Below are 18,781 nucleotides of genomic sequence, written 5' to 3' on the forward strand. Positions count from 1 at the left end.
CTGGTTTTCCATGCTGTTCGCCGCGGGCATGGGCATCGGCCTGATGTTCTACGGTGTTTCTGAGCCCATGTCTCACTTCGACACGGCGCTCGGGGGCGTCAGCATGGAGAACGGCGTGCGCACCGACTGGGCCCCGCTGGGTGCCGCCGCGGGTGACCAGGCCGGCGCCATTGACCTGAGCATGGCCGCCACCATCTTCCACTGGGGGTTTCACCCCTGGGGCGCCTACGCCATCGTCGGCCTGTCGTTGGCGATCTTCGCCTTCAACAAGGGCCTGCCGCTGACCATGCGCTCGATCTTCTACCCGATCCTGGGTGAGCGCGTCTGGGGCTGGCCGGGTCATGCGATCGATATCCTGGCGGTGTTCGCCACCCTGTTTGGCCTGACCACCTCGCTGGGTATCGGCGCCACCCAGGCGGCCGGGGGCCTCGAGTACCTGTTCGGCATCCCCGCCGGCGACACCACCCTGGTGCTGCTGATCCTGGGGATTACCCTCGTGGCCCTGGGCTCGATCCTGCTCGGCGTCGACAAGGGCGTGCAGCGCCTCTCGCAGATCAACATGGTGCTCGCCGCCCTGCTGCTGCTGTTCGTGATCCTCGTCGGCCCGACGCTGATGATCGCCACCGGCGTGGTCGATAACCTGATCGGCTACGTGACCCACCTGCCGGCGCTCTCCATGCCCTTTGGCCGTGAGGATGCCAACTTCAGCCAGGGCTGGACCGCCTTCTACTGGGCCTGGTGGATCGCCTGGTCGCCCTTCGTCGGCATGTTCATTGCCCGGGTCAGCCGCGGCCGCACCGTGCGCGAGTTCCTGATCTCGGTGCTGCTGGTGCCGTCGATGGCCTCGGTGGTGTGGATGACCGCCTTCGGCACCACGGCCATCGACCAGGTGGTCAATCAGGGCATCACCGAGGTGCAGGATGCCGCCCTGGAGCTGCAGCTCTTCACCATGCTCGAATACCTGCCGCTCACCGCCATCACCTCCTTCGTCGGCATCACGCTGGTGATCGTGTTCTTCATCACCTCGTCGGACTCCGGTTCGCTGGTGATCGACTCCATCACCGCCGGCGGCAAGGTCGATGCGCCCAAGCCCCAGCGTATCTTCTGGGCGCTGATCGAGGGGGCTCTGGCCATCGCCCTGCTGCTCGGCGGCGGTCTCGCCGCCCTGCAGACGGCGGCCTTGACCACCGGCCTGCCCTTCACCCTGGTGCTGCTCGTGGGCTGCTACGCCATCGTCAAGGGCCTGATGAGCGAGCCGAAGGCCAAGTAACCCGTCATCCAACGGCCGCGAAACGGCCGGCAAGTCCCAGCGAGGCGGCCCCAGGGCCGCCTCGCTGCGTTCGGGAGGGAGGATCACACGAATGCCTTGCCGCCGATCAGCTCCAGAGCGCACTCACCGGCGTCGTCGGGCTGTAGTGGCGGGCCACCTGGGCCTGCAGCAGCTCGGCGGTGGCCAACGCATCGATCAGCGCGTGGTGCCCCGAATAGACGGGCAGCCCGTAGCGCGCACGACTGTCGTAGAGGCGGATGGAGGCCGGCGGCCTGCCGATCCAGCGCTTGAAGCGGGCCAGCAGGGACTGGCGATGAATGCGAGCCTCCAGCGACATGGTATCGATGACCGGGAACATCACGCCCTCCCCCACCCGGGCCTTCACTGCCGCATCCAGGAAGGGCCGCTCGATATGCCGGTAGTGGACCACCACCAGGCGCCCCGCCAGGGCCTCGAGCAGCTCGCCGAGGATCTCGTCGAGGTCCGGGGCCCGGGCGATGTCGGCGTGGGTGATATGGTGGAAGGTCACCGACTCCTCGCTGAGCGGGCGCGAGGGCCGCACGACCCAGTAGCGGCGCCGTGACAGGGCGATACGGCCCAGGGTGAAGGGCACCACGCCGATGCTGACGATGGCGTGACGCCGCTCGTCCAGGCCGGTGGTCTCCATGTCCAGTGCTACCATCGGCGCCTCGCCGATGGGGGTCTCGGGCGCCGGCAGGCCGGACGCGAAGTAGCGGGCAAGGCGCGGGTCCCTGGCCGCCTCGGCGCGCCTGGCCAGGTACTCCGGCCAGCCCGGGGTCGGCAAGGATGCTCGCGGGCGCAGACGCATCACGGCCATCTCAGCGAGACCGGGCCCGCGACGGCATGGGATAGCGGAACTTGAGGAACTTCTGGGCGTTGCTCAACACCTGGAAGGCTTCCTTGAGGTTATGGCGCTCAGTGTCGGAGACGTTCTCAGGCTCAATGTTGTTGTCCGGTGACCGCTCGTTCTCGATATCGATCACGTGGTGGCGGATCCGCGACATCGAGAGGAACTCGAGGGCATAGCGCAGTTTCTGGCTCACCCCAGGGGCCAGCAGCTGGGTGCGGTCGATATCGTCGAGCCGCGCGAAGCTGTTCTGGGCCCGCGAGCCGCAGGCCAGGGCATGCACGCGGATCAGGTCCGTCATCGGCGCGGTACCGCGGCGCTTCAGGTTAATGGAGTTGTTGTGCTTGCCGTCCTTCTCCATGACGAAGGTGCGGAAGAAGCCCAGCGGCGGGGTGCGATTCAGGGCATTGCGGGCCATGGCGGCCAGGAACAGCGGGCTCTTCGGAGCCCGGGTGGCCACCAGGTCCTGAAGCTGCTCGACGAAAGCATTCTCGCCGTACACGGCATCCAGGTCGAAGAAGATCGAGCTATGCAGCAGACGCTCCGGGGAAGGGTGATCGATCCAGTCCCGGAAGTACTGCTTCCATGCCGCCAGGGGCTGGCGCCAGCGGGCATTGGTGGCCATGATGTCGCCCTTGCAGTAGGGGTAGCCGCAGGCATCCAGGCCATCGCTGACCCGCTGGGCCAACGTCAGGAAGTAGGCGTCATGGCGCTGTGGGTCGAAGTCGTCGGCAAGCACCAGGGCATTGTCCTGGTCAGTGACGATGGACTGCTCATTGCGCGCCATGGAGCCCAGGGCCATGAAGCAGTAGCCCACCGGCGGGGGGCCCAGTTCCTCTTCGGCCAGTTCCAGCAGCCGGCGGGTGAAGCTGCGCCCGATGGTGGAGAGCGCACTGCCCACCATGCGCGAATCGGCCCCCTCCTCGACCATGCGCACGAAGGCTGAGCGCACGTCAGGGGCCAGCCGCGCCAGGCCCTCGACGCTGGACTGATGGAAGATGTTGCTCACCAGGTAGAGGCTGCTGCCGGTCTCGTAGCGGATGATGTCGGAGAGGTGCACGATGCCCACGGGGTGGCGACGGTGCATCACCGGCAGGTGATGGATGTTGTTGCGCAGCATGCACAACATCGCCTCGTGCACCGACTCGTCGGACTGGATGGCAATCAGGCGAGAGCCGATCACCTCCCCCACCGGCGTCTCGGGGGAGCGCCCCTCGGCCACCACATGCTTGCGGAAGTCGCTGTCGGTGAGGATACCCTGAACCTGCCAGTGGCGATCCTCACTGTCGCGAAAGGTGTAGCGGGGGGTATCACCGGGAGCATCCAGCACCAGCACCGCCGAGGCGCCGAACTCCGTGATCTGGCGGGCGGCCTCCTGCACCGTGGTGGACGCCTCGACCATCACCGGGTAGCGCGTCAACAGCTTGCGCACCCGGGTGATCAGCATATCGCTGTTCTTCTTCTTCTGCTCCTTGACCGTCGATTCCAGGCGCGGCCGCTCGAGCTCGACGAAATCGGCGAAGTTATCATCGGCCTCGCAGAGCCGCTTGAAGGTGGTCTCGGGGATGAAGTAGATCAGGCTGTCTTCCATGGCCCGGGCCGGAAAGCGGACGCGGTGATTGCGCAGCAGGTTGAAGTGGCCGAAGATATCACCTTCGCCCAGGCGGTTGTAGAGCTCGCCGCCGCGACGATAGACCTCCACGGCCCCGCTGCGAATGTAGCAGAATTCATGAACCTCCTGATCGAGTACCAGGATGTCACTGCCCGCCTTGAAGTAGGCCACTTCAACGCTACCTGCCACGTCGTCGAGCAGCTCGTCGGAGAGCCCGTCGAAGGGGGAAAAGCGCCCCAGGTGTTGGCGGACCTCAAGCAGTTCCACGTCCATGCGTCACGCCCTCCGCCCATTCAAGCCTGGTCAATAGTCTGAGATGCCCACGCCGGGCTGTAAAGGAAATGGGACCGGCCGCCAGACACGATGAGGGCCACCCCATGGGGTGGCCCTCTGTGCCGATCGGGTCGGCCGAGATATGCCCGCCATTATGACTGGGCCATCTCCTGCACGCGCTGCATCATCTCAGGATCCTGCTGGATGGCCTGACCGATGGCGTTGAAGGTATCCACGTCAAGACCGCTGTCCTCGACTACCTCGACCATCTTCTCATTGGCTTCCATGCGGACGTCCTGCTGAGCTTGCTTGCCCTCTGCTGCCTGCAGCTCCTTGGTGTATTCCTGGGAGATCACGGCGATCTCCTGGGAGGCGTCAGCAAACTGTTGCAGCTGCTGGTCGGAGAAGTCCTGGGCCGGTGCGGTGGCCTGCGACTGTTCCGCGTTAGCCGCAGAATCCTGCTGCGCCTGGGCCTGGGTGGCGGCAAGGCCGAGGGAGAGCAGTGCGGCCGAGAACAGTGCCGTCATCCGTTGCATGAATACCTCCAGAGTATTGCGTTATGAATGTGCCTCCCTGTGACGCGCCGTAGCACGGCGAGTTCACAGAGTGTTGTAACGGGTTGTAAGAAAAGGCGCTCCCCCAAAGGGAGCGCCTCCAATACTTCAACGGTTTACGTGTGTGACATCAACCATAAGCCAGGCCGGGCAGCCAGGTGACCAGCGCCGGGAAGAGGATCACCAGCATCAGCCCCAGCGCCTGGATGCCCAGGAAGGGGAAGGCAGAGCGGAAGATCTGCCCCATGGTGATGTGCGGCGGACAGACCCCCTTGATATAGAACAGCGCATAGCCGAACGGCGGGCTGAGGAAGGACATCTGCATGTTGACCAGATAGATGACGCCGAACCACAGCGAGACATCGGTGGCATCAACCCCGGGCAGGCCGAACACGCCATCGAAGGAGAGCGCCTGAATCAGAGGCACGAAGATCGGTACCGCCAGCAGCAGAATACCCACCCAGTCGAGGAACATGCCCAGCGCCACCAGCAGCACCATCATCAGCAGCAGCACCGCATAGGGGCCGAGGCCGGCGCCGGTGATCAGCTCCTGCACGAAGGTCTGGCCGCCCTGCAGGATATAGAAGCCGACGAAGATGCTTGCGCCGAAGATGATCCACATCACCATCGCCGAGGCCACCAGGGTGGTCATGCAGGCAGCATGCAGGTTCGGCCAGGTCAGGCGCTTGTGCATCGCGGCCACGATCAGGGAACCGAAGGTACCGATGCCGGCCGCCTCTACCGGCGTGGCGATGCCGGTGAAGATGACACCGAGCACCAGCATCACCAGGATGATCGGCGCGAGCATGTTGCGCAGCAGGCGCAGCTTCTCCTTCATGTCGACCCGGTCTTCGACCGGCATCGGCGGCGCCAGGTTGATGTTCAGCGTGCCGCGCATCCAGCAGTAGAAGCCGTACATGAAGGCCAGCATCAGGCCGGGGATCAGCGAACCGAGATAGAGCTCACCGACCGACTGCTGGGCAATGACACCGTAGATGATCGCCAGGATCGAGGGCGGAATCAGGATGCCCAGGGTCCCGCCGGCCATGATCGAGCCGATGGCGATCTCCGGGTCATAGTGGCGCTTGAGCATCGCCGGCAGGGCGATCAGCCCCATGGTCACCACCGCAGCCCCGATAACGCCGACCATGGCGGCCAGCAGGGTGGAGGCGATGATAGTGGCGATGGCCAGCCCCGCTTTCAGACCACCCATCCACTTGTAGACGACGTCGAACAGCTCCTCGATGATACCGGCCTTCTCCAGCACCGAGGCCATGAAGATGAACAGCGGGATGGCTGACAGCTGGTAGTTGGTCATCATCGGGAAGATGCGCGACGGCATCAGGTTCAGCATCCCCTGGTCGCCGACCAGGTAGAGGAAGCAGACCCCCAGGCCACCGGTGACGAAGGCCAGCGGCAGGCCCGCCACCAGCACCATCATCAGCGAGCCGAACATCACCAGCGTCAGGGCTCCGATACCGACAGAGCCAAGGCTCCCCGAGATGCTACCCGCCAGGCTCTCGTAGTCCGTCACCGCGACGTTGACCATCTCGAAGATCGTCCAGCCCGCCACCAGGACGGCAAGGATCACCAGCACGCGAGCAAAGGTCCGGCTGCCATCATGCAGGCGCCAGTGATGACGGAAGGACTGGAAGTCACGGAGCAGCTGCCCGAAGCCCTGGAGCAGCAGCAGCAAGGCACCAAAGAAGAGCATGAACTTGACCGGGTAGAACTCGATGGCCCACTCGGTGAAGGACGTCTCGTTGGCGTAGCTGGAGCCGAAGAAGTACGCGTCGCTCACCGACTGAGAGAAGAACTTCCAGCCGGTCGTCAGCAGGGCGATGGTGAAGATGAAGAAGAACACCGAGGTCAACAGATCCAGCGCCGCCTTGTTCAGGGGCTTGGCCCGCTGATAGAGGATATCGACGCGAACGTGACCGCCTTCGCGCAAGGCATAGGCCCCCGCAATCAGGTACTGCATGCCGAACATCAGGGTCATGGACTCATGCACCCAGTTGGTCGGCGAGTTGAAGGCATAGCGCACCAGCACTTCATAGGCGAAGGCGAAGGGGGCGATCAACGCCCAGTAAGCCACGTAGCGGCCGGAAAACCCGGAAATACGGTCGACAATGGCGGTGAAGAGGTTACCGGGAGGCTGGTAGCCAATCGCGACCTCCTCGCCGGCGGGCACCTCGGCGGTGTCACCGCCATCGATGCTGCCCCCACGACGAAAGCTGCGGTCGACAAAGAACATTACCACCAGCGGCAGCAACAGCAGCACCGACCAGTAGAACCAGTGCGGCAGGACAAAATCAATCTCAAAATTCATGGGTACTCCTCCGCAGCATCATCACCTCCCGGCGATGGTTACGGATCATCGAGTCATCGGGATGCGGGATCAATGGTGGTCTCCTACCCAAACCGGGTGCTGCGGCCCTCGGCCTACAACACCCGGCTTGGTAGAGCAGGCAGGTTAGATGTTGAGTTCGTAGTCCTTGACGTCTTCCGGAGTGATCAGTGCCACACCCGGGTCCATCATGGTATCGAGGTGCGCCTTGAAGAGCCGCGCAGCATCCGGGTCCTTGTTGGCCCACTTGAACCACAGCGGCACGGCGACCTCACGGAAGCGGTCGGCATCATTCTCCGAGAGGTGGATGATCTCGACGCCTTTCTCCTTGTACTTCGGCCAGGCTTCGGCGTTGGCCTTCTGGATCGCCGCATAGTGCTCGCGGGAGTAGGCCGACACCAGGTCATGCATCAGGTCCTGGGTCTGGGAAGACATGCGCTCGAAGGTGCGACGGTTGACCGAGATGTCCATCAGGTCGACGGCCTGGTGCAGGCAGGGGGTGGAGGGCGGCCCCATGATGATGTAGTCCGCGACCTGCCAGAAGCCCAACTCGAAGTTGTTGGCCGCACCCGTATAGTCGGCCGCGTCGATAGTCCCCTTCTCCAGCGCCGGATAGACCTCGGAGCCCGGCAGAAGCGTCGTGCGGGCGCCGGCGGCAGCAAAGGTCTCGGCGACGATGCCGCCCGGCATGCGAAGCTTGATACCCTTGAAGTCGTCGAAGCTGCGCAGCGGCTTCTTGGAGTGGATCAGGTTCATGTCATGGTGAACATAGCCCAGCAGTTCCTGACCCTGCTTGCGGTAGAGGTCCTTGGCGATGCCGAAGCCGCCGTAGGCGCCAAACATGATGTCCCACTGGTGGGGCAGCGACAGGCCCATCGGGTAGGCGGTCAGGAACACGCCGGCCGGCATCTTCCCGGGCCAGTAGACGGTGAACCAGTTCTGGCCGTCGAGGACGCCGTTGCGCACGGCATCGGCGACCTCGAAGGCACCGGCCACGGCGCCCGCCGGGAAGGGCTCGATGGTCACCTCACCGCTGGTGGCCTCACCCACGCCCTTGGCCCACTCCTCGAAGATGCGATAGCCCGGCGTTCCCGGCGGCCAGGAAGACTGCATGCGGATACGGATGCCCTCCTGGGCCTGGACGTTGCCGATCCAGGGGGCCGCCACGGCCGCAGCGGAACCGACGGCCGCGGCCTTCAGGAAGTTACGCCGGCTCGGGGTCTTGAACTCCTCAAGGGCTTTCGTGTTGTCGGTGTCGACGGAAGAGATGCTTGACGGCTGCTTGTCGTCTTGCATGGCATGCACTCCTAGTTGGGAATCGCCCGCACGCCACAGGCAGGCGGGCATCAACGGGATCTTATTGTTGTCATCCATGGCCCATCATGCGCCCTGGTGACCTCAAAGGATTCACCGGACGACTGACACCGCTTTCCCTGCGGGGCCGGAGGAAGGTCTCATCAATCTGGAAACGTCTTCCATGACGAAAACTAACGAAAAGCCCGACCCCGGCCAATAGCAATTTTCAACGCAAGCCCACTTGGTCATTGGTCAGACCAAGCGCTTATGGGAGGCAACACCCTGTCTAGACTGGCAAAATTCTGGTATGACCAATTTTCCGCCGAGGTGATGCCTACGACTAAAGCACGAATGGTGAGATTGGCATCACGCGCCACTGGCCGCGATGATGCTCCCACTCCCTGACCTTGGAAACGCTTTGCCATGACATCGGAACGTCACCGCCAGGCCTGGCTTACCGCCATGCCCATCCTCTTCGTGGCCCTGTGGAGCACCGGCTTCATCGGCGCCAAGTTCGGCCTGCCCCATGCCGAGCCCTTCACCTTGTTGTTCGTGCGCTTCGTTTTGACCCTGGCGCTGCTGATACCGCTGGTCGTGCTGCTGCGGGGTGGCTGGCCACGGGAGCCACGGCTGTGGGGGCATATCGCGGTATCCGGCCTGCTGGTCCATGGCGCCTACCTGGGCGGCGTCTTCTATGGCATCTACCAGGGCATGCCGGCGGGCCTGGCCGCCCTGCTGGTGGGGCTGCAGCCGCTGCTGACCGCTGGGCTCGCCGGCCCGCTGCTGGGCGAGCGGCTGGGACGCCTCCAGTGGCTGGGGCTGGTGATGGGGCTCTCCGGCATCGCCATGGTGCTCGGCGGCAAGCTCGACCCGGGCGAGATGCTGTTCCAGGGCTTCGGTATCGGCGCCCTGGCCAGCGTGCTGGTGGCGCTGGTCGGCATCTCGCTGGGCACCCTCTACCAGAAGCGTTTCTGCACCGGCATGCCACTGCTCTCCGGCACTGTGGTGCAGTATCTCGGTGCCGGGACGCTGCTGGGGCTGGGCGCGCTGCTGTTCGAGACCCGGGAGATCGACTGGACGCCCACTTTCCTGCTGACCCTGGCCTGGCTGGTGCTGGTACTCTCCATTTCCGCCATCCTGCTGCTGATGGCGCTGATCAAGCGCGGCGAGGCCTCACGGGTGGCCAGCCTCTTCTACCTGGTACCGCCGGTGACGGCGCTGGAGGCGTGGTGGCTATTCGACGAGCGCCTGCCCCCTCTGTCGCTGGCCGGCATGGCCATCGCCATCGCCGGCGTGGTGCTGGTGGTGCGAAGCGGCTCTCAGAGCCGCTCGAGATAGCCGGTACCGCCGAGGTTACGCATCTGCTGGCGAATCCAGGCGCTGCGACGCTGCATCTGAGGGCCAGGTCCTGCCGCATCACGCCCGCGAGGATCGGGCAGGATCGCCGCCAGGCGACTGGCCTGGATCTCGCTGAGCTGGTCGGCGGAGACACCAAAGTAGTGGCGGGAGGCGGCCTCGAGGCCGAAGACGCCGTTGTCCCACTCGACGATGTTGAGGTAGACCTCGAGGATGCGCTGCTTGGGCCACAGCGCCTCGATCAGCAGGGTGAACCAGGCCTCCAGCCCCTTGCGCGCCCAACTGCGCCCGGTCCACAGGAAGAGATTCTTGGCGGTCTGCTGGCTGATGGTGCTTGCCCCGCGCAGGCGCCCGCCGTTGCGGCTGGCCTCCCAGGCGCGGCGCATCTCGCCCAGGTCGAAGCCGTAATGGTTCGGGAAGCGCTGGTCCTCGGCGGCGATAACCGCCAGCTTGGCGTGGTCGGAGAGGCGTTGCCAGGGCTGCCATTGATGGCGGATGTCGAGGGACTCCCCGGCGATCCAGGACTGGACCTTGCGCTCCACCATCACCATGGAGCCGAACACCGGTACCATACGAAGCAGCAGTACCAGCACCAGGGAACACACCACGAAGCCCAGCAGGGTACGCCACAGCGCCCGCCAGGCCCGCTGCCGCCACTCCCTCATTGCGTGTCTCGCTCGGCCATGGGGCCCCTCACCGCTCCGTCATCCCCGCCAGTATAACGACGCTGCCTCCCCGAGGGGAGGCAGCCTGTCACTCTGGTAGGAGCATGCGCCGGCTCAGCGCTTGTTCAGTCGCTCGGCATGGTAGCGCAGGTGGTCCTCGATGAAGGAGGCAATGAAGAAGTAGCTATGGTCATAACCCGGCTGGCGCCGCAGGGTCAGCGGGTGATCATGCTCGGCGCACACCGCCTCGAGCCGCTCGGGGCAGAGTTGCTCCTCGAGGAAGTCGTCGGCCTCTCCCTGGTCGATGAACAGGGGCTGGCTCGAGGCCCCTCGGGCCACCAATTCGCAGGCATCGTACTGGGTCCAGAGGCCGCGGTCCTCCCCCAGGTAGCCAGAGAAGGCCTTCTGTCCCCAGGGGCACTCGCTGGGATTGACGACCGGCGCGAAGGCCGACACCGAGCGGTAGTGCCCGGGACGACGCAGGGCCATCACCAGGGCGCCATGCCCGCCCATGGAGTGGCCGCTGATCGACTCGCGGCCGTTGACCGGGAAGTGCTGGCGCACCACCGAGGGCAACTCCTCGGCGACATAGTCGTACATGCGGTAGTGCTTCTTCCAGGGCTCGCGAGTGGCATTGACATAGAAGCCGGCCCCACTGCCGAAATCGTAGCTGTCCTCCTCGCCTGGAAGGTCGGTGCCCCGAGGGCTGGTGTCGGGGCAGACGATGGCCATGCCGAGCTCGGCGGCAACCCGATGCGCGCCGGCCTTCTGCATGAAGTTCTCGTCGGTGCAGGTCAGCCCGGAGAGCCACCACAGCAGCGGCACTCGCCCGGCCTCGGCCTGGGGCGGCAGGTAGATGGAGAAGGTCATCTCGCAGTCCAGTGCCCGGGAACGGTGGCGATAGCGCTTGTGCCAACCGTCGAAGCTCTTGTTGGCCGAGACCAGTTCGAGGTGTTCGGTCATGGTCATGATCAGCCTCCCGATGGCTCAGTAGTGAAGGACGGTGCGGATGCTCTCGCCACGGTGCAGTAGCTCAAAAGCTTCATTGATCTTCTCGAAGGGCATGTCATGCGTGATGAAGTCATCGATGTTGATCTCGCCATCCATGTAGCGCTCCACGTAGCCCGGCAACTCGGTACGCCCCTTCACCCCGCCGAAGGCGGAGCCCTTCCAGACCCGACCGGTGACCAGCTGGAATGGACGCGTGCTGATCTCCTCGCCGGCGCCAGCCACACCGATGATCACCGACTCACCCCAGCCCTTGTGGCAGCACTCCAGCGCCGAACGCATGACGTTGACGTTGCCGATACACTCGAAGGAGTAGTCAACACCGCCATCGGTCAGGTCGACGATCACCTGCTGGATGGGATCGCTGTACTCCTTGGGATTGACGAAGTCGGTGGCACCGAACTGCTCAGCCAGCTTGAATTTCTCCGGGTTGACGTCGATGGCGATGATCCTCGAGGCCTTGGCCATCACCGCGCCCTGGATCACCGCCAGACCGATGGCACCCAGGCCGAAGACGGCGACGGTCGCGCCCGGCTCCACCTTGGCGGTGTTCATCACCGCGCCGATACCGGTGGTCACGCCGCAGCCCAGCAGGCAGATCTTGTCCATCGGCGCCTCTTTCGAGACCACCGCCAGCGAAACCTCGGGCAACACGGTGACCTCGCTGAAGGTGGAGGTGCCCATATAGTGGTGCAGCATCCTGCCGTCCAGCGAGAAGCGCGAGGTGCCATCCGGCATCACGCCCTTGCCCTGGGTGGCGCGCACCGCACTGCACAGGTTGGTCTTGCCGGAGAGGCAGAACTTGCACTGGCCGCACTCGGCGGTATAGAGCGGGATCACGTGGTCACCGGGCTTGACGCTGGTGACGCCTTCGCCCACCTCCTCGACGACACCGGCGCCTTCATGGCCCAGCACCGCCGGGAAGTTGCCTTCCGGGTCGGCGCCGGAGAGAGTGAAGGCATCGGTATGACAGACGCTGGTGGCGGCAAGCCGCACCAGCACCTCGCCCGCCTTGGGACCCTCGACGTCGATCTCGACCAGTTCCAGGGGCTTGCCGGCTTCCATGGCGACGGCGGCACGTGACTTCATGGCATTTTCCTCGTTCGGTATGTGGTGAGCCTGCAGACAGTCTAGGCAATTTGACGCCTTGGGATAAACTGCATCAAACACATGACATTATTGCCATACGGCAACAATCCTGCCGAAAGGAGTCCACATGCAGCGCTGGGATCGAATCGAGGCCTTCATCGAGGTGGTACGTGCGGGCACCTTTGCCGCGGCGGCTCGCCGACTGAAGGTCTCGAGTTCCCATGTCAGCCGGCTGGTCAGCCAGCTCGAGAACCAGTTGGGGACTACCCTGCTCTATCGCACCACTCGCCAGATTCGCCTCACCGAGGCCGGCACCCTCTATTACCAGCACTGCCATCACCTGTTCGATGGTTTCCGCGAGGCCGAGGCGGCCGTGAAGGACCTCCAGGCACGCCCCAGTGGAGTCCTCAGCCTGACGTGCGCCACCAACTTCGGGGAACGTTTCGTCGCCCCCCTGGTGAATGACTTTCAGTGCCGCAACCCCAAACTGGGGGTTCGCCTGCACTTCACCAACCGCCAGGTAGACATCATCGAGGAGGGTTTCGACATTGCGATTCGCATGGGCCGCCTGGAGGACTCCTCGCTGATCGCTCGGCGGCTCTGTGAGCGTCGCGAGTACGTGGTCGGCTCACCCGCCTACTTCACCCGCATGCCCCAGCCCCATGCACTCTCCGAGATTTCTCGCCACCGCTGCCTGGTGGGCTCACGTGATCACTGGCGCTTCGCCGTCGGTGGCGTGCGCCGCGAATTGAGAGTCGAGGGCCCCTGGGAGGGCAACTCGGGACCGGCGCTACTGGATGCAGCCCTAAAGGGCCTGGGACTGGCCCAACTGCCCGACTACTACGTGGATCCCCATCTGGCCAGCGGCAAGCTGGTCTCGGTACTCGATGCCTACCGTCACGACGACACTGCGGTATGGGCTGTCTACCCGCGCCATCGCCATCGCTCACCCAAGGTGCACCAGTTCATCGACTACCTGGTCGCGCATATCGATGAACTGCTGCCCGTGCGGCGCTGAGCCCGGCAAGTGGCACCGCGTTGGCAAAAAGCCGCAAGGTACCGTAGTTTGAAGGAGCCATCCCTGGCATTCGATCGTCATCTCCTGCAAAGAGGAAGCAGTTGGCGTCTGAATGCCCGGAATGCGACTTTTGTAGCAAGGCAGAGACGTCGTTCTGTGCTTTACTCTTGTCTATACACCCATCAACAACAACCCATCCAATGGAGGTGTTTCATGTGGACCAAACCCGCCTATACCGACCTGCGACTCGGCTTCGAAGTGACACTGTATATTTCTAATCGCTGACGCCACGCACGGCGCATTTGTTCAGTCTGGACTGACGCCCTTTCCAAGGGTCGTCAGTCTTCTCTTTGTAGGACAGGCTTCGGGACAGGATAATCTCCATGCAGGTACTGGTGCTCGGCGCGGCGGCGGGAGGTGGCTTTCCGCAATGGAACTGCAACTGCACGCAATGCCAAGGTGTTCGACAGGGCAGCATCAAGGCAACGCCGCGCACCCAGTCATCAATTGCCATCAGCAGCGACGGCGAACACTGGCTGCTGTGCAATGCCTCGCCGGACATCCGCAGCCAACTGGCCAGCAACCCCGAGCTGCATCCCAGGCAAGTCCCGAGGGATAGCGGCATCGCGGGGGTCCTGCTGGTGGACGGCCAGATCGATCACGCCACCGGATTACTGTCGCTGCGGGAGGGTTGCCCTCTGGATGTCTGGTGCACTCCCAATGTGCACCAGGACCTGACCAGTGGCTTCCCACTTTTCACTATGCTCGAGCACTGGCAGGGCGGCCTGACCTGGCATCCCATTTCGGTCGACGGCGAGCAACTGGAAGCCACCTTCGAGGTGCCTGCGTGCCCAGGCCTGACCTTTACCGCCCTGTCGCTGACCAGCAACGCACCGCCCTACTCCCCGCGCCGTGGCGCCCCGACCCCGGGTGACAATATCGGCCTGCTGGTCGAGGATCGCCACCGAGGTACCACCCTCTTGTATGCCCCCGGGCTCGGCGAACTCGACGAACGGGTACGCGGTTTCCTGCGCCAGGCCGACTGCGTGCTGGTCGACGGCACCCTGTGGCGTGACGACGAACTGTTGCGTGCCGGTGTCGGCCAGGCCACCGGTCGCGACATGGGCCATCTGGCGCTGTCCGGCGAGCAGGGCCTGCTGGCCGAGCTCGCGGCCCTGCCGGCCACCACCCGTCGGGTACTGATCCATATCAACAATACCAACCCGATCCTTGACGAAGGGTCGCAGGAACGCGCCACCCTGAATCGTGAAGGGGTCGAGGTGGCCTTCGACGGCTTGCGCCTGGACGTTTGAACCGGGGTAAACGATCCGCGTCTCAACGTCAGGGGCTGGAGAGCTCTGCTTCCTGCCATCCCTGACGCTGTCGTGGCGCGTCCTGCCACGACGACAGAGGAGCCATACATGACAAGCATCGCCTCACCGCTGGCGACTTCGCAGGCAGATGCCCTGAGTCCCGAGGCCTTCCGCGAGGCCCTCATGGCCAAGGGGGCCTACTACCATATCCACCACCCCTATCAGGTGGACATGGCCGAGGGGCGCGCCACCCCCGCGCAGCTGCGTGGCTGGGTCGCCAACCGCTTCTATTACCAGATCAACATTCCCCAGAAGGATGCCGCCCTGCTCGCCAACTGTCCCGACGCTGCCACACGGCGTCGCTGGATCCAGCGCCTGCTCGACCACGACGGACATGGCGAGGATGACGGTGGCATCGAAGCCTGGCTGACCCTGGGCGAGGCGGTGGGGCTGAGTCGCGACGAACTCTGGTCACAGGAGCACGTGCTGCCCGGTGTGCGTTTCGCAGTAGACGCCTACGTCAACTTCGTGCGTCGTGCCGACTGGCGGGAAGCGGCGATCTCCTCACTCACCGAGTTGTTCGCCCCGGAGGCCCACAAGAGCCGGCTGGATACCTGGCCGACCCACTACCCCTGGATCGACGCGGCCGGCTACGGCTACTTTCGCAAGCGCCTCAAGGAGGCGCGTCGCGATGTCGAACACGGCCTGGAGGTGGCACTGGCCGTCTGCACCACCGCCACCGCCCAGCAACGTGCCCTGGAGATCCTGCAGTTCAAGCTCGACGTTCTCTGGTCGATGCTCGACGCCATGTCCCTGGCCTACCAACTCGACCGGGCGCCCTACCATACCGTCACCGACCGGCGCGTCTACCATCGGGGGCTGTCATGAGCGAAGTAGCCATCGACGGGCGCAGCGTCTGCCGTCTGCGCCCCGGCTGGCGCCTGCAGTGGGAAGAGACTCAGCAGCGTCATGTACTGCTCTACCCCGAGGGCATGGTGCAGCTCAACGATACCGCTGGCGCCATCCTCGCCCAGCTCGATGGGCAACGTGACGTGGACACCGTAATCGCGATCCTGCAGGCGTCATACCCCGAAGCCCCCGCCGCCGCCATCGCCGAGGACGTTCACGAATTCATGGTCGACGCCACGCAACAAGGGTGGATCCAGCATGACTGACCACACCGATGCCGTTACTGCCAATGGCCAGACGGGCGCCCCGCTGTGGCTGCTCGCCGAGCTGACCTACCGCTGCCCGCTGCAGTGCTCCTACTGCTCCAATCCGCTGGATTTCGGAGCGGTCAAAGAGGAGCTCGATACCACGGAGTGGATAGACACCCTGACCCAGGCTCGTGCCATGGGGGCTGTGCAACTGGGCTTCTCGGGTGGCGAGCCGCTGGTTCGCCGGGACCTCGAGACCCTGGTGGCCGAGGCCCGTCGACTGGGCTTCTACAGCAATCTGATCACGTCCGGGCTGGGCCTCGACGAGTCGCGTATCGAGGCACTGCGCGAGGCGGGTCTCGACCACATCCAGATCAGCCTGCAGGCCTCCGACCCCGATGTCGCCGCGGCGGTCGCCGGCTCACGCAAGGCCCACGAGAAAAAGCTGGCCATGGCGCGGGCCGTCAAGGCCGCCGGCTACCCCATGGTGCTCAACGTGGTCCTGCACCGCCACAACATCGACCGCCTCGATCACATCATCGCCCTGTGTGACGAACTCGGCGCCGATGCCGTGGAACTCGCCAACTGCCAGCTCTATGGCTGGGCGCATCTCAATCGCGCCGGCTTGCTGCCCAGTGCGGCCCAGCTCGAGGCCGCCGAAGAGGTCACGGCACAGTGGCGGGAACGCCTGGCCGAGCGGGGACGCGACATGCGGCTGCTGTTCGTGGTGCCCGACTACTACAATGACCGCCCCAAGGCCTGCATGGGCGGCTGGGGGGCGATCTTCATGACCGTGGCGCCGGACGGTGCGGTACTGCCCTGCCACAGCGCGCGCATGCTGCCGATGCGCTTTCCCACGGTGCGCGAGCGTCCGCTGCGCGAGATCTGGTACGAGAGCGAGGCCTTCAACCGCTATCGCGGCGATGCCTGGATGTCGGAGCCCTGCCGCAGCTGTGACGAGCGCCATCGGGATGTGGGCGGCTGTCGCTGCCAGGCCTACCTGCTGACCGGCGACCCCGCCGCCACCGATCCGGTGTGCGACCTGTCGCCGGACCATCACCTGATCGAGGCGGCCCGCCGCGAGGCGGAGAGCGACACCCGCGAGGCACAGGAGCTGACGCCACGCAACGTCCATGAATCGAGGGTGTTCTGTCGTACATGAAGGCTCCCCTGCCCAGCGAGCCACATGACGAGCTGCTGCGCCGGGCGGCACTGCCCGCGGATGGCCTGGCAGACCTGTGTGCCGCCTCCCGAGGCGTCCTCTGGCTGGCTGCCGACCCCCAGACAGGAAGACGTCGGCTATGGCAGTGGCATGCTCATCTCGAGGATGGCCGACCGCAACCGCTGAGTCCCGAGCACCTCGATATCGCCAGTCACGTCAATGGCTACGGCGGCGGCGCTCTTGCCTGCCTGGATGAGCACGCCATCTTCGTCGAGGCCGCCACCCAGACCCTGCATCGCCAACGGTTGAGCGGCGGCGAAGCGTGCCCATGGTGGTCACGACACGGCAGCCGTTACGGTGGGCTCACCCCCGACCCGCAACGCCGCCGGTTGTTCGCCGTGGAGGAAAGCGGCAATGGACGCGACGCCAGCCAGCGCCTGGTCGCACTGGATGGCCACTGCCGTCGGGTGCTTGACGCCGGTGCCGACTTCTATGGCGCACCGGCGCTGTCCCCTTGTGGCAGCCGGCTCGCCTGGGTCGAATGGGACCTCGGGGACATGCCCTGGCAGCGATCGCGCCTACGCCAGGCCCGGCTGGACGCCGCTGGCAAGCTGCACGACCTGACCCACTGGGATGCCGGCGCCGCCATCACCCAGCCCCGCTTCACCGCGGCCAATGAGCTTATCGTGCTCAGTGATCACGGGGGCTGGTGGCAGCCGTATCGGGTGATCGGCCCTGCCGAGTCGCTGGATATCCAACGACTCGGCACGCGGCAGGCCGACCACGCCTCCACGCCCTGGCAACTCGGCGAGTGCCAGCACCTGTGGCCCACCGTCGACCAGGGCGTGCTCATGGCCTTCGAGGTGGGGGCAGCCCGGATCCTGATCACCGATGGCGAGGGGCGTGAACACGCCCGCGTGCTGCACGACGCCAGCCGGCTGACGGGCCTGGCGCATGCCGATGGCTGGCTATACGCCATCACCCAGGGGGCGCAGCACGCGGCACGCCTGTCCCGTGTGAACCTGTCGACCCATGCCGAGGAAACGCTTTTCGGGCTGCCCACGCCCACACATCCCCCATTACCGCAGACGCTGCAGGCATGCGTGGCCGACGGCGAACGCGTTCCTGCCTTCGTCTATGGGCCGGCTGCCTCCTCGGCCCGGCCACCGCCGCTGATCGTTCGCGTGCACGGCGGCCCCACCTCGGCCTGCTATCCGGTGTTCGATCCGCTGATCCACTACTGGACAGAGCACGGTTTCGCCGTGGCAGACATCAACCCCCGCGGCAGCGGCAATGCCGGACGGGCGTATCGAGAGCGCCTCGCCGGCGAATGGGGTCGTATCGATGTCGAGGATGTAATCGCACTGACGACGTCATTGGTCGCCAGTGGCCTGGCCGATGCCGATCGGCTGTTCGTGAGGGGCCAGAGTGCCGGTGGCTTCAGCGTGCTCAACCTGCTTGCGACCTCTACCCTCTTCCGGGCCGGCGCCAGCCTGTATGGCGTCACCGATGCCCCGCACCTGGCCACCCAAACCCACCGTTTCGAGTCAGGCTACCTCGACTGGCTGCTCGGGGATGAGCGCACCCAGCGGGCCCGCAGCCCGATCAATCGACTCGATACCTTCACCGCGCCCGTCATCTTCTTCCAGGGCAACCGCGATACCGTGGTGGTGCCGGAACAGACGCTGTCCATGGCCGAGGCCTTGCGCCGCCGCGGCGTCCCGGCCCGCGTCATGCTGTTCGAGGACGAAGGGCACGGCTTCCTGAAGAAGAAAAACCAGGAAGTGGGCTAC

At 64.9% G+C, this 18,781-nt stretch carries 17 protein-coding genes; 9 read left to right on the forward strand and 8 right to left on the reverse strand.

Annotation, left to right across the window (positions count from 1 at the left end; all coding sequences use genetic code 11):
• A partial coding sequence (locus tag RI841_RS05335; RefSeq protein WP_310704544.1) for a BCCT family transporter occupies window positions 1–1,270 on the forward strand: 1,270 nt, incomplete at its 5' end.
• 106 nt (window positions 1,271–1,376) lie between these two features.
• Here RI841_RS05335 and RI841_RS05340 read toward each other — a convergent pair.
• The 5 genes from RI841_RS05340 to dctP all read right to left on the reverse strand — a co-directional run bounded on the left by RI841_RS05340 (window position 1,377) and on the right by dctP (window position 8,220).
• Complete coding sequence (locus RI841_RS05340; RefSeq protein ID WP_310704560.1) at window positions 1,377–2,099, reverse strand: 3'-5' exonuclease; 723 nt, start codon at window positions 2,097–2,099, stop codon at window positions 1,377–1,379.
• Between the two features lie 10 nt (window positions 2,100–2,109).
• Window positions 2,110–4,023, reverse strand: a complete 1,914-nt coding sequence (locus tag RI841_RS05345; protein ID WP_310704545.1) for a DUF294 nucleotidyltransferase-like domain-containing protein — start codon at window positions 4,021–4,023, stop codon at window positions 2,110–2,112.
• Between the two features lie 152 nt (window positions 4,024–4,175).
• Complete coding sequence (locus RI841_RS05350) at window positions 4,176–4,559, reverse strand: DUF4168 domain-containing protein (RefSeq protein WP_310704546.1); 384 nt, start codon at window positions 4,557–4,559, stop codon at window positions 4,176–4,178.
• 148 nt (window positions 4,560–4,707) lie between these two features.
• A complete protein-coding gene (locus RI841_RS05355; protein ID WP_310704547.1) occupies window positions 4,708–6,906 on the reverse strand; it encodes a TRAP transporter large permease subunit in 2,199 nt (732 codons plus the stop codon).
• 144 nt (window positions 6,907–7,050) lie between these two features.
• On the reverse strand, window positions 7,051–8,220 hold the full coding sequence (dctP, locus tag RI841_RS05360; protein WP_310704548.1) for a TRAP transporter substrate-binding protein DctP: 1,170 nt from the start codon (window positions 8,218–8,220) through the stop codon (window positions 7,051–7,053).
• A gap of 423 nt (window positions 8,221–8,643) precedes the next feature.
• Between dctP and RI841_RS05365 the strand changes: the two genes are divergently transcribed.
• Window positions 8,644–9,558, forward strand: a complete 915-nt coding sequence (locus RI841_RS05365; RefSeq protein WP_310704549.1) for a DMT family transporter — start codon at window positions 8,644–8,646, stop codon at window positions 9,556–9,558.
• Here the strand turns inward: RI841_RS05365 and mtgA are convergent.
• From mtgA to RI841_RS05380, 3 genes are all read right to left on the reverse strand, one after another.
• Window positions 9,540–10,241 (reverse strand): monofunctional biosynthetic peptidoglycan transglycosylase, encoded by a 702-nt coding sequence (gene mtgA, locus RI841_RS05370; RefSeq protein ID WP_310704550.1) that lies wholly within the window; start codon window positions 10,239–10,241, stop codon window positions 9,540–9,542. The two genes, RI841_RS05365 and mtgA, sit on opposite strands and share 19 nt — an antisense overlap.
• A 114-nt stretch (window positions 10,242–10,355) precedes the next feature.
• Window positions 10,356–11,210, reverse strand: coding sequence for an S-formylglutathione hydrolase (fghA, locus tag RI841_RS05375; RefSeq protein ID WP_310704551.1), 855 nt, complete (start codon window positions 11,208–11,210; stop codon window positions 10,356–10,358).
• A gap of 18 nt (window positions 11,211–11,228) precedes the next feature.
• Entirely contained in the window at window positions 11,229–12,338 is a 1,110-nt protein-coding gene (locus tag RI841_RS05380) for an S-(hydroxymethyl)glutathione dehydrogenase/class III alcohol dehydrogenase (protein WP_310704552.1), read from the reverse strand.
• A 127-nt stretch (window positions 12,339–12,465) separates the two neighbouring features.
• Here RI841_RS05380 and RI841_RS05385 point away from each other — a divergent pair, with 127 nt between their 5' ends.
• The 7 genes from RI841_RS05385 to RI841_RS05415 all read left to right on the forward strand — a co-directional run.
• Window positions 12,466–13,356, forward strand: coding sequence for a LysR family transcriptional regulator (locus RI841_RS05385; protein WP_310704554.1), 891 nt, complete (start codon window positions 12,466–12,468; stop codon window positions 13,354–13,356).
• A gap of 213 nt (window positions 13,357–13,569) precedes the next feature.
• Window positions 13,570–13,641 carry a pyrroloquinoline quinone precursor peptide PqqA gene (gene pqqA, locus RI841_RS05390; RefSeq protein ID WP_081786101.1) on the forward strand — a complete coding sequence of 24 codons (72 nt, stop codon included), beginning with the start codon at window positions 13,570–13,572 and terminating at the stop codon, window positions 13,639–13,641.
• 98 nt (window positions 13,642–13,739) lie between these two features.
• The gene (pqqB, locus tag RI841_RS05395; protein ID WP_310704555.1) at window positions 13,740–14,669 is read left to right on the forward strand and encodes a pyrroloquinoline quinone biosynthesis protein PqqB; all 930 of its coding nucleotides are present in this window, start codon (window positions 13,740–13,742) and stop codon (window positions 14,667–14,669) included.
• A gap of 108 nt (window positions 14,670–14,777) precedes the next feature.
• Window positions 14,778–15,557, forward strand: coding sequence for a pyrroloquinoline-quinone synthase PqqC (gene pqqC / locus RI841_RS05400; protein ID WP_310704556.1), 780 nt, complete (start codon window positions 14,778–14,780; stop codon window positions 15,555–15,557).
• Complete coding sequence (gene pqqD, locus RI841_RS05405; protein WP_310704557.1) at window positions 15,554–15,844, forward strand: pyrroloquinoline quinone biosynthesis peptide chaperone PqqD; 291 nt, start codon at window positions 15,554–15,556, stop codon at window positions 15,842–15,844. Before pqqC ends, pqqD begins: the two co-directional genes overlap by 4 nt.
• Window positions 15,837–16,988, forward strand: coding sequence for a pyrroloquinoline quinone biosynthesis protein PqqE (gene pqqE, locus RI841_RS05410; protein WP_310704558.1), 1,152 nt, complete (start codon window positions 15,837–15,839; stop codon window positions 16,986–16,988). Before pqqD ends, pqqE begins: the two co-directional genes overlap by 8 nt.
• Window positions 16,985–18,781: prolyl oligopeptidase family serine peptidase (locus tag RI841_RS05415; protein ID WP_310704559.1), on the forward strand; the 1,797-nt coding region annotated here is incomplete at its 3' end. The genes pqqE and RI841_RS05415, both read left to right, overlap by 4 nt.

Origin of the sequence: Halomonas sp. (genome assembly GCF_031581305.1) — a bacterium.
GTDB lineage: Bacteria > Pseudomonadota > Gammaproteobacteria > Pseudomonadales > Halomonadaceae > Halomonas.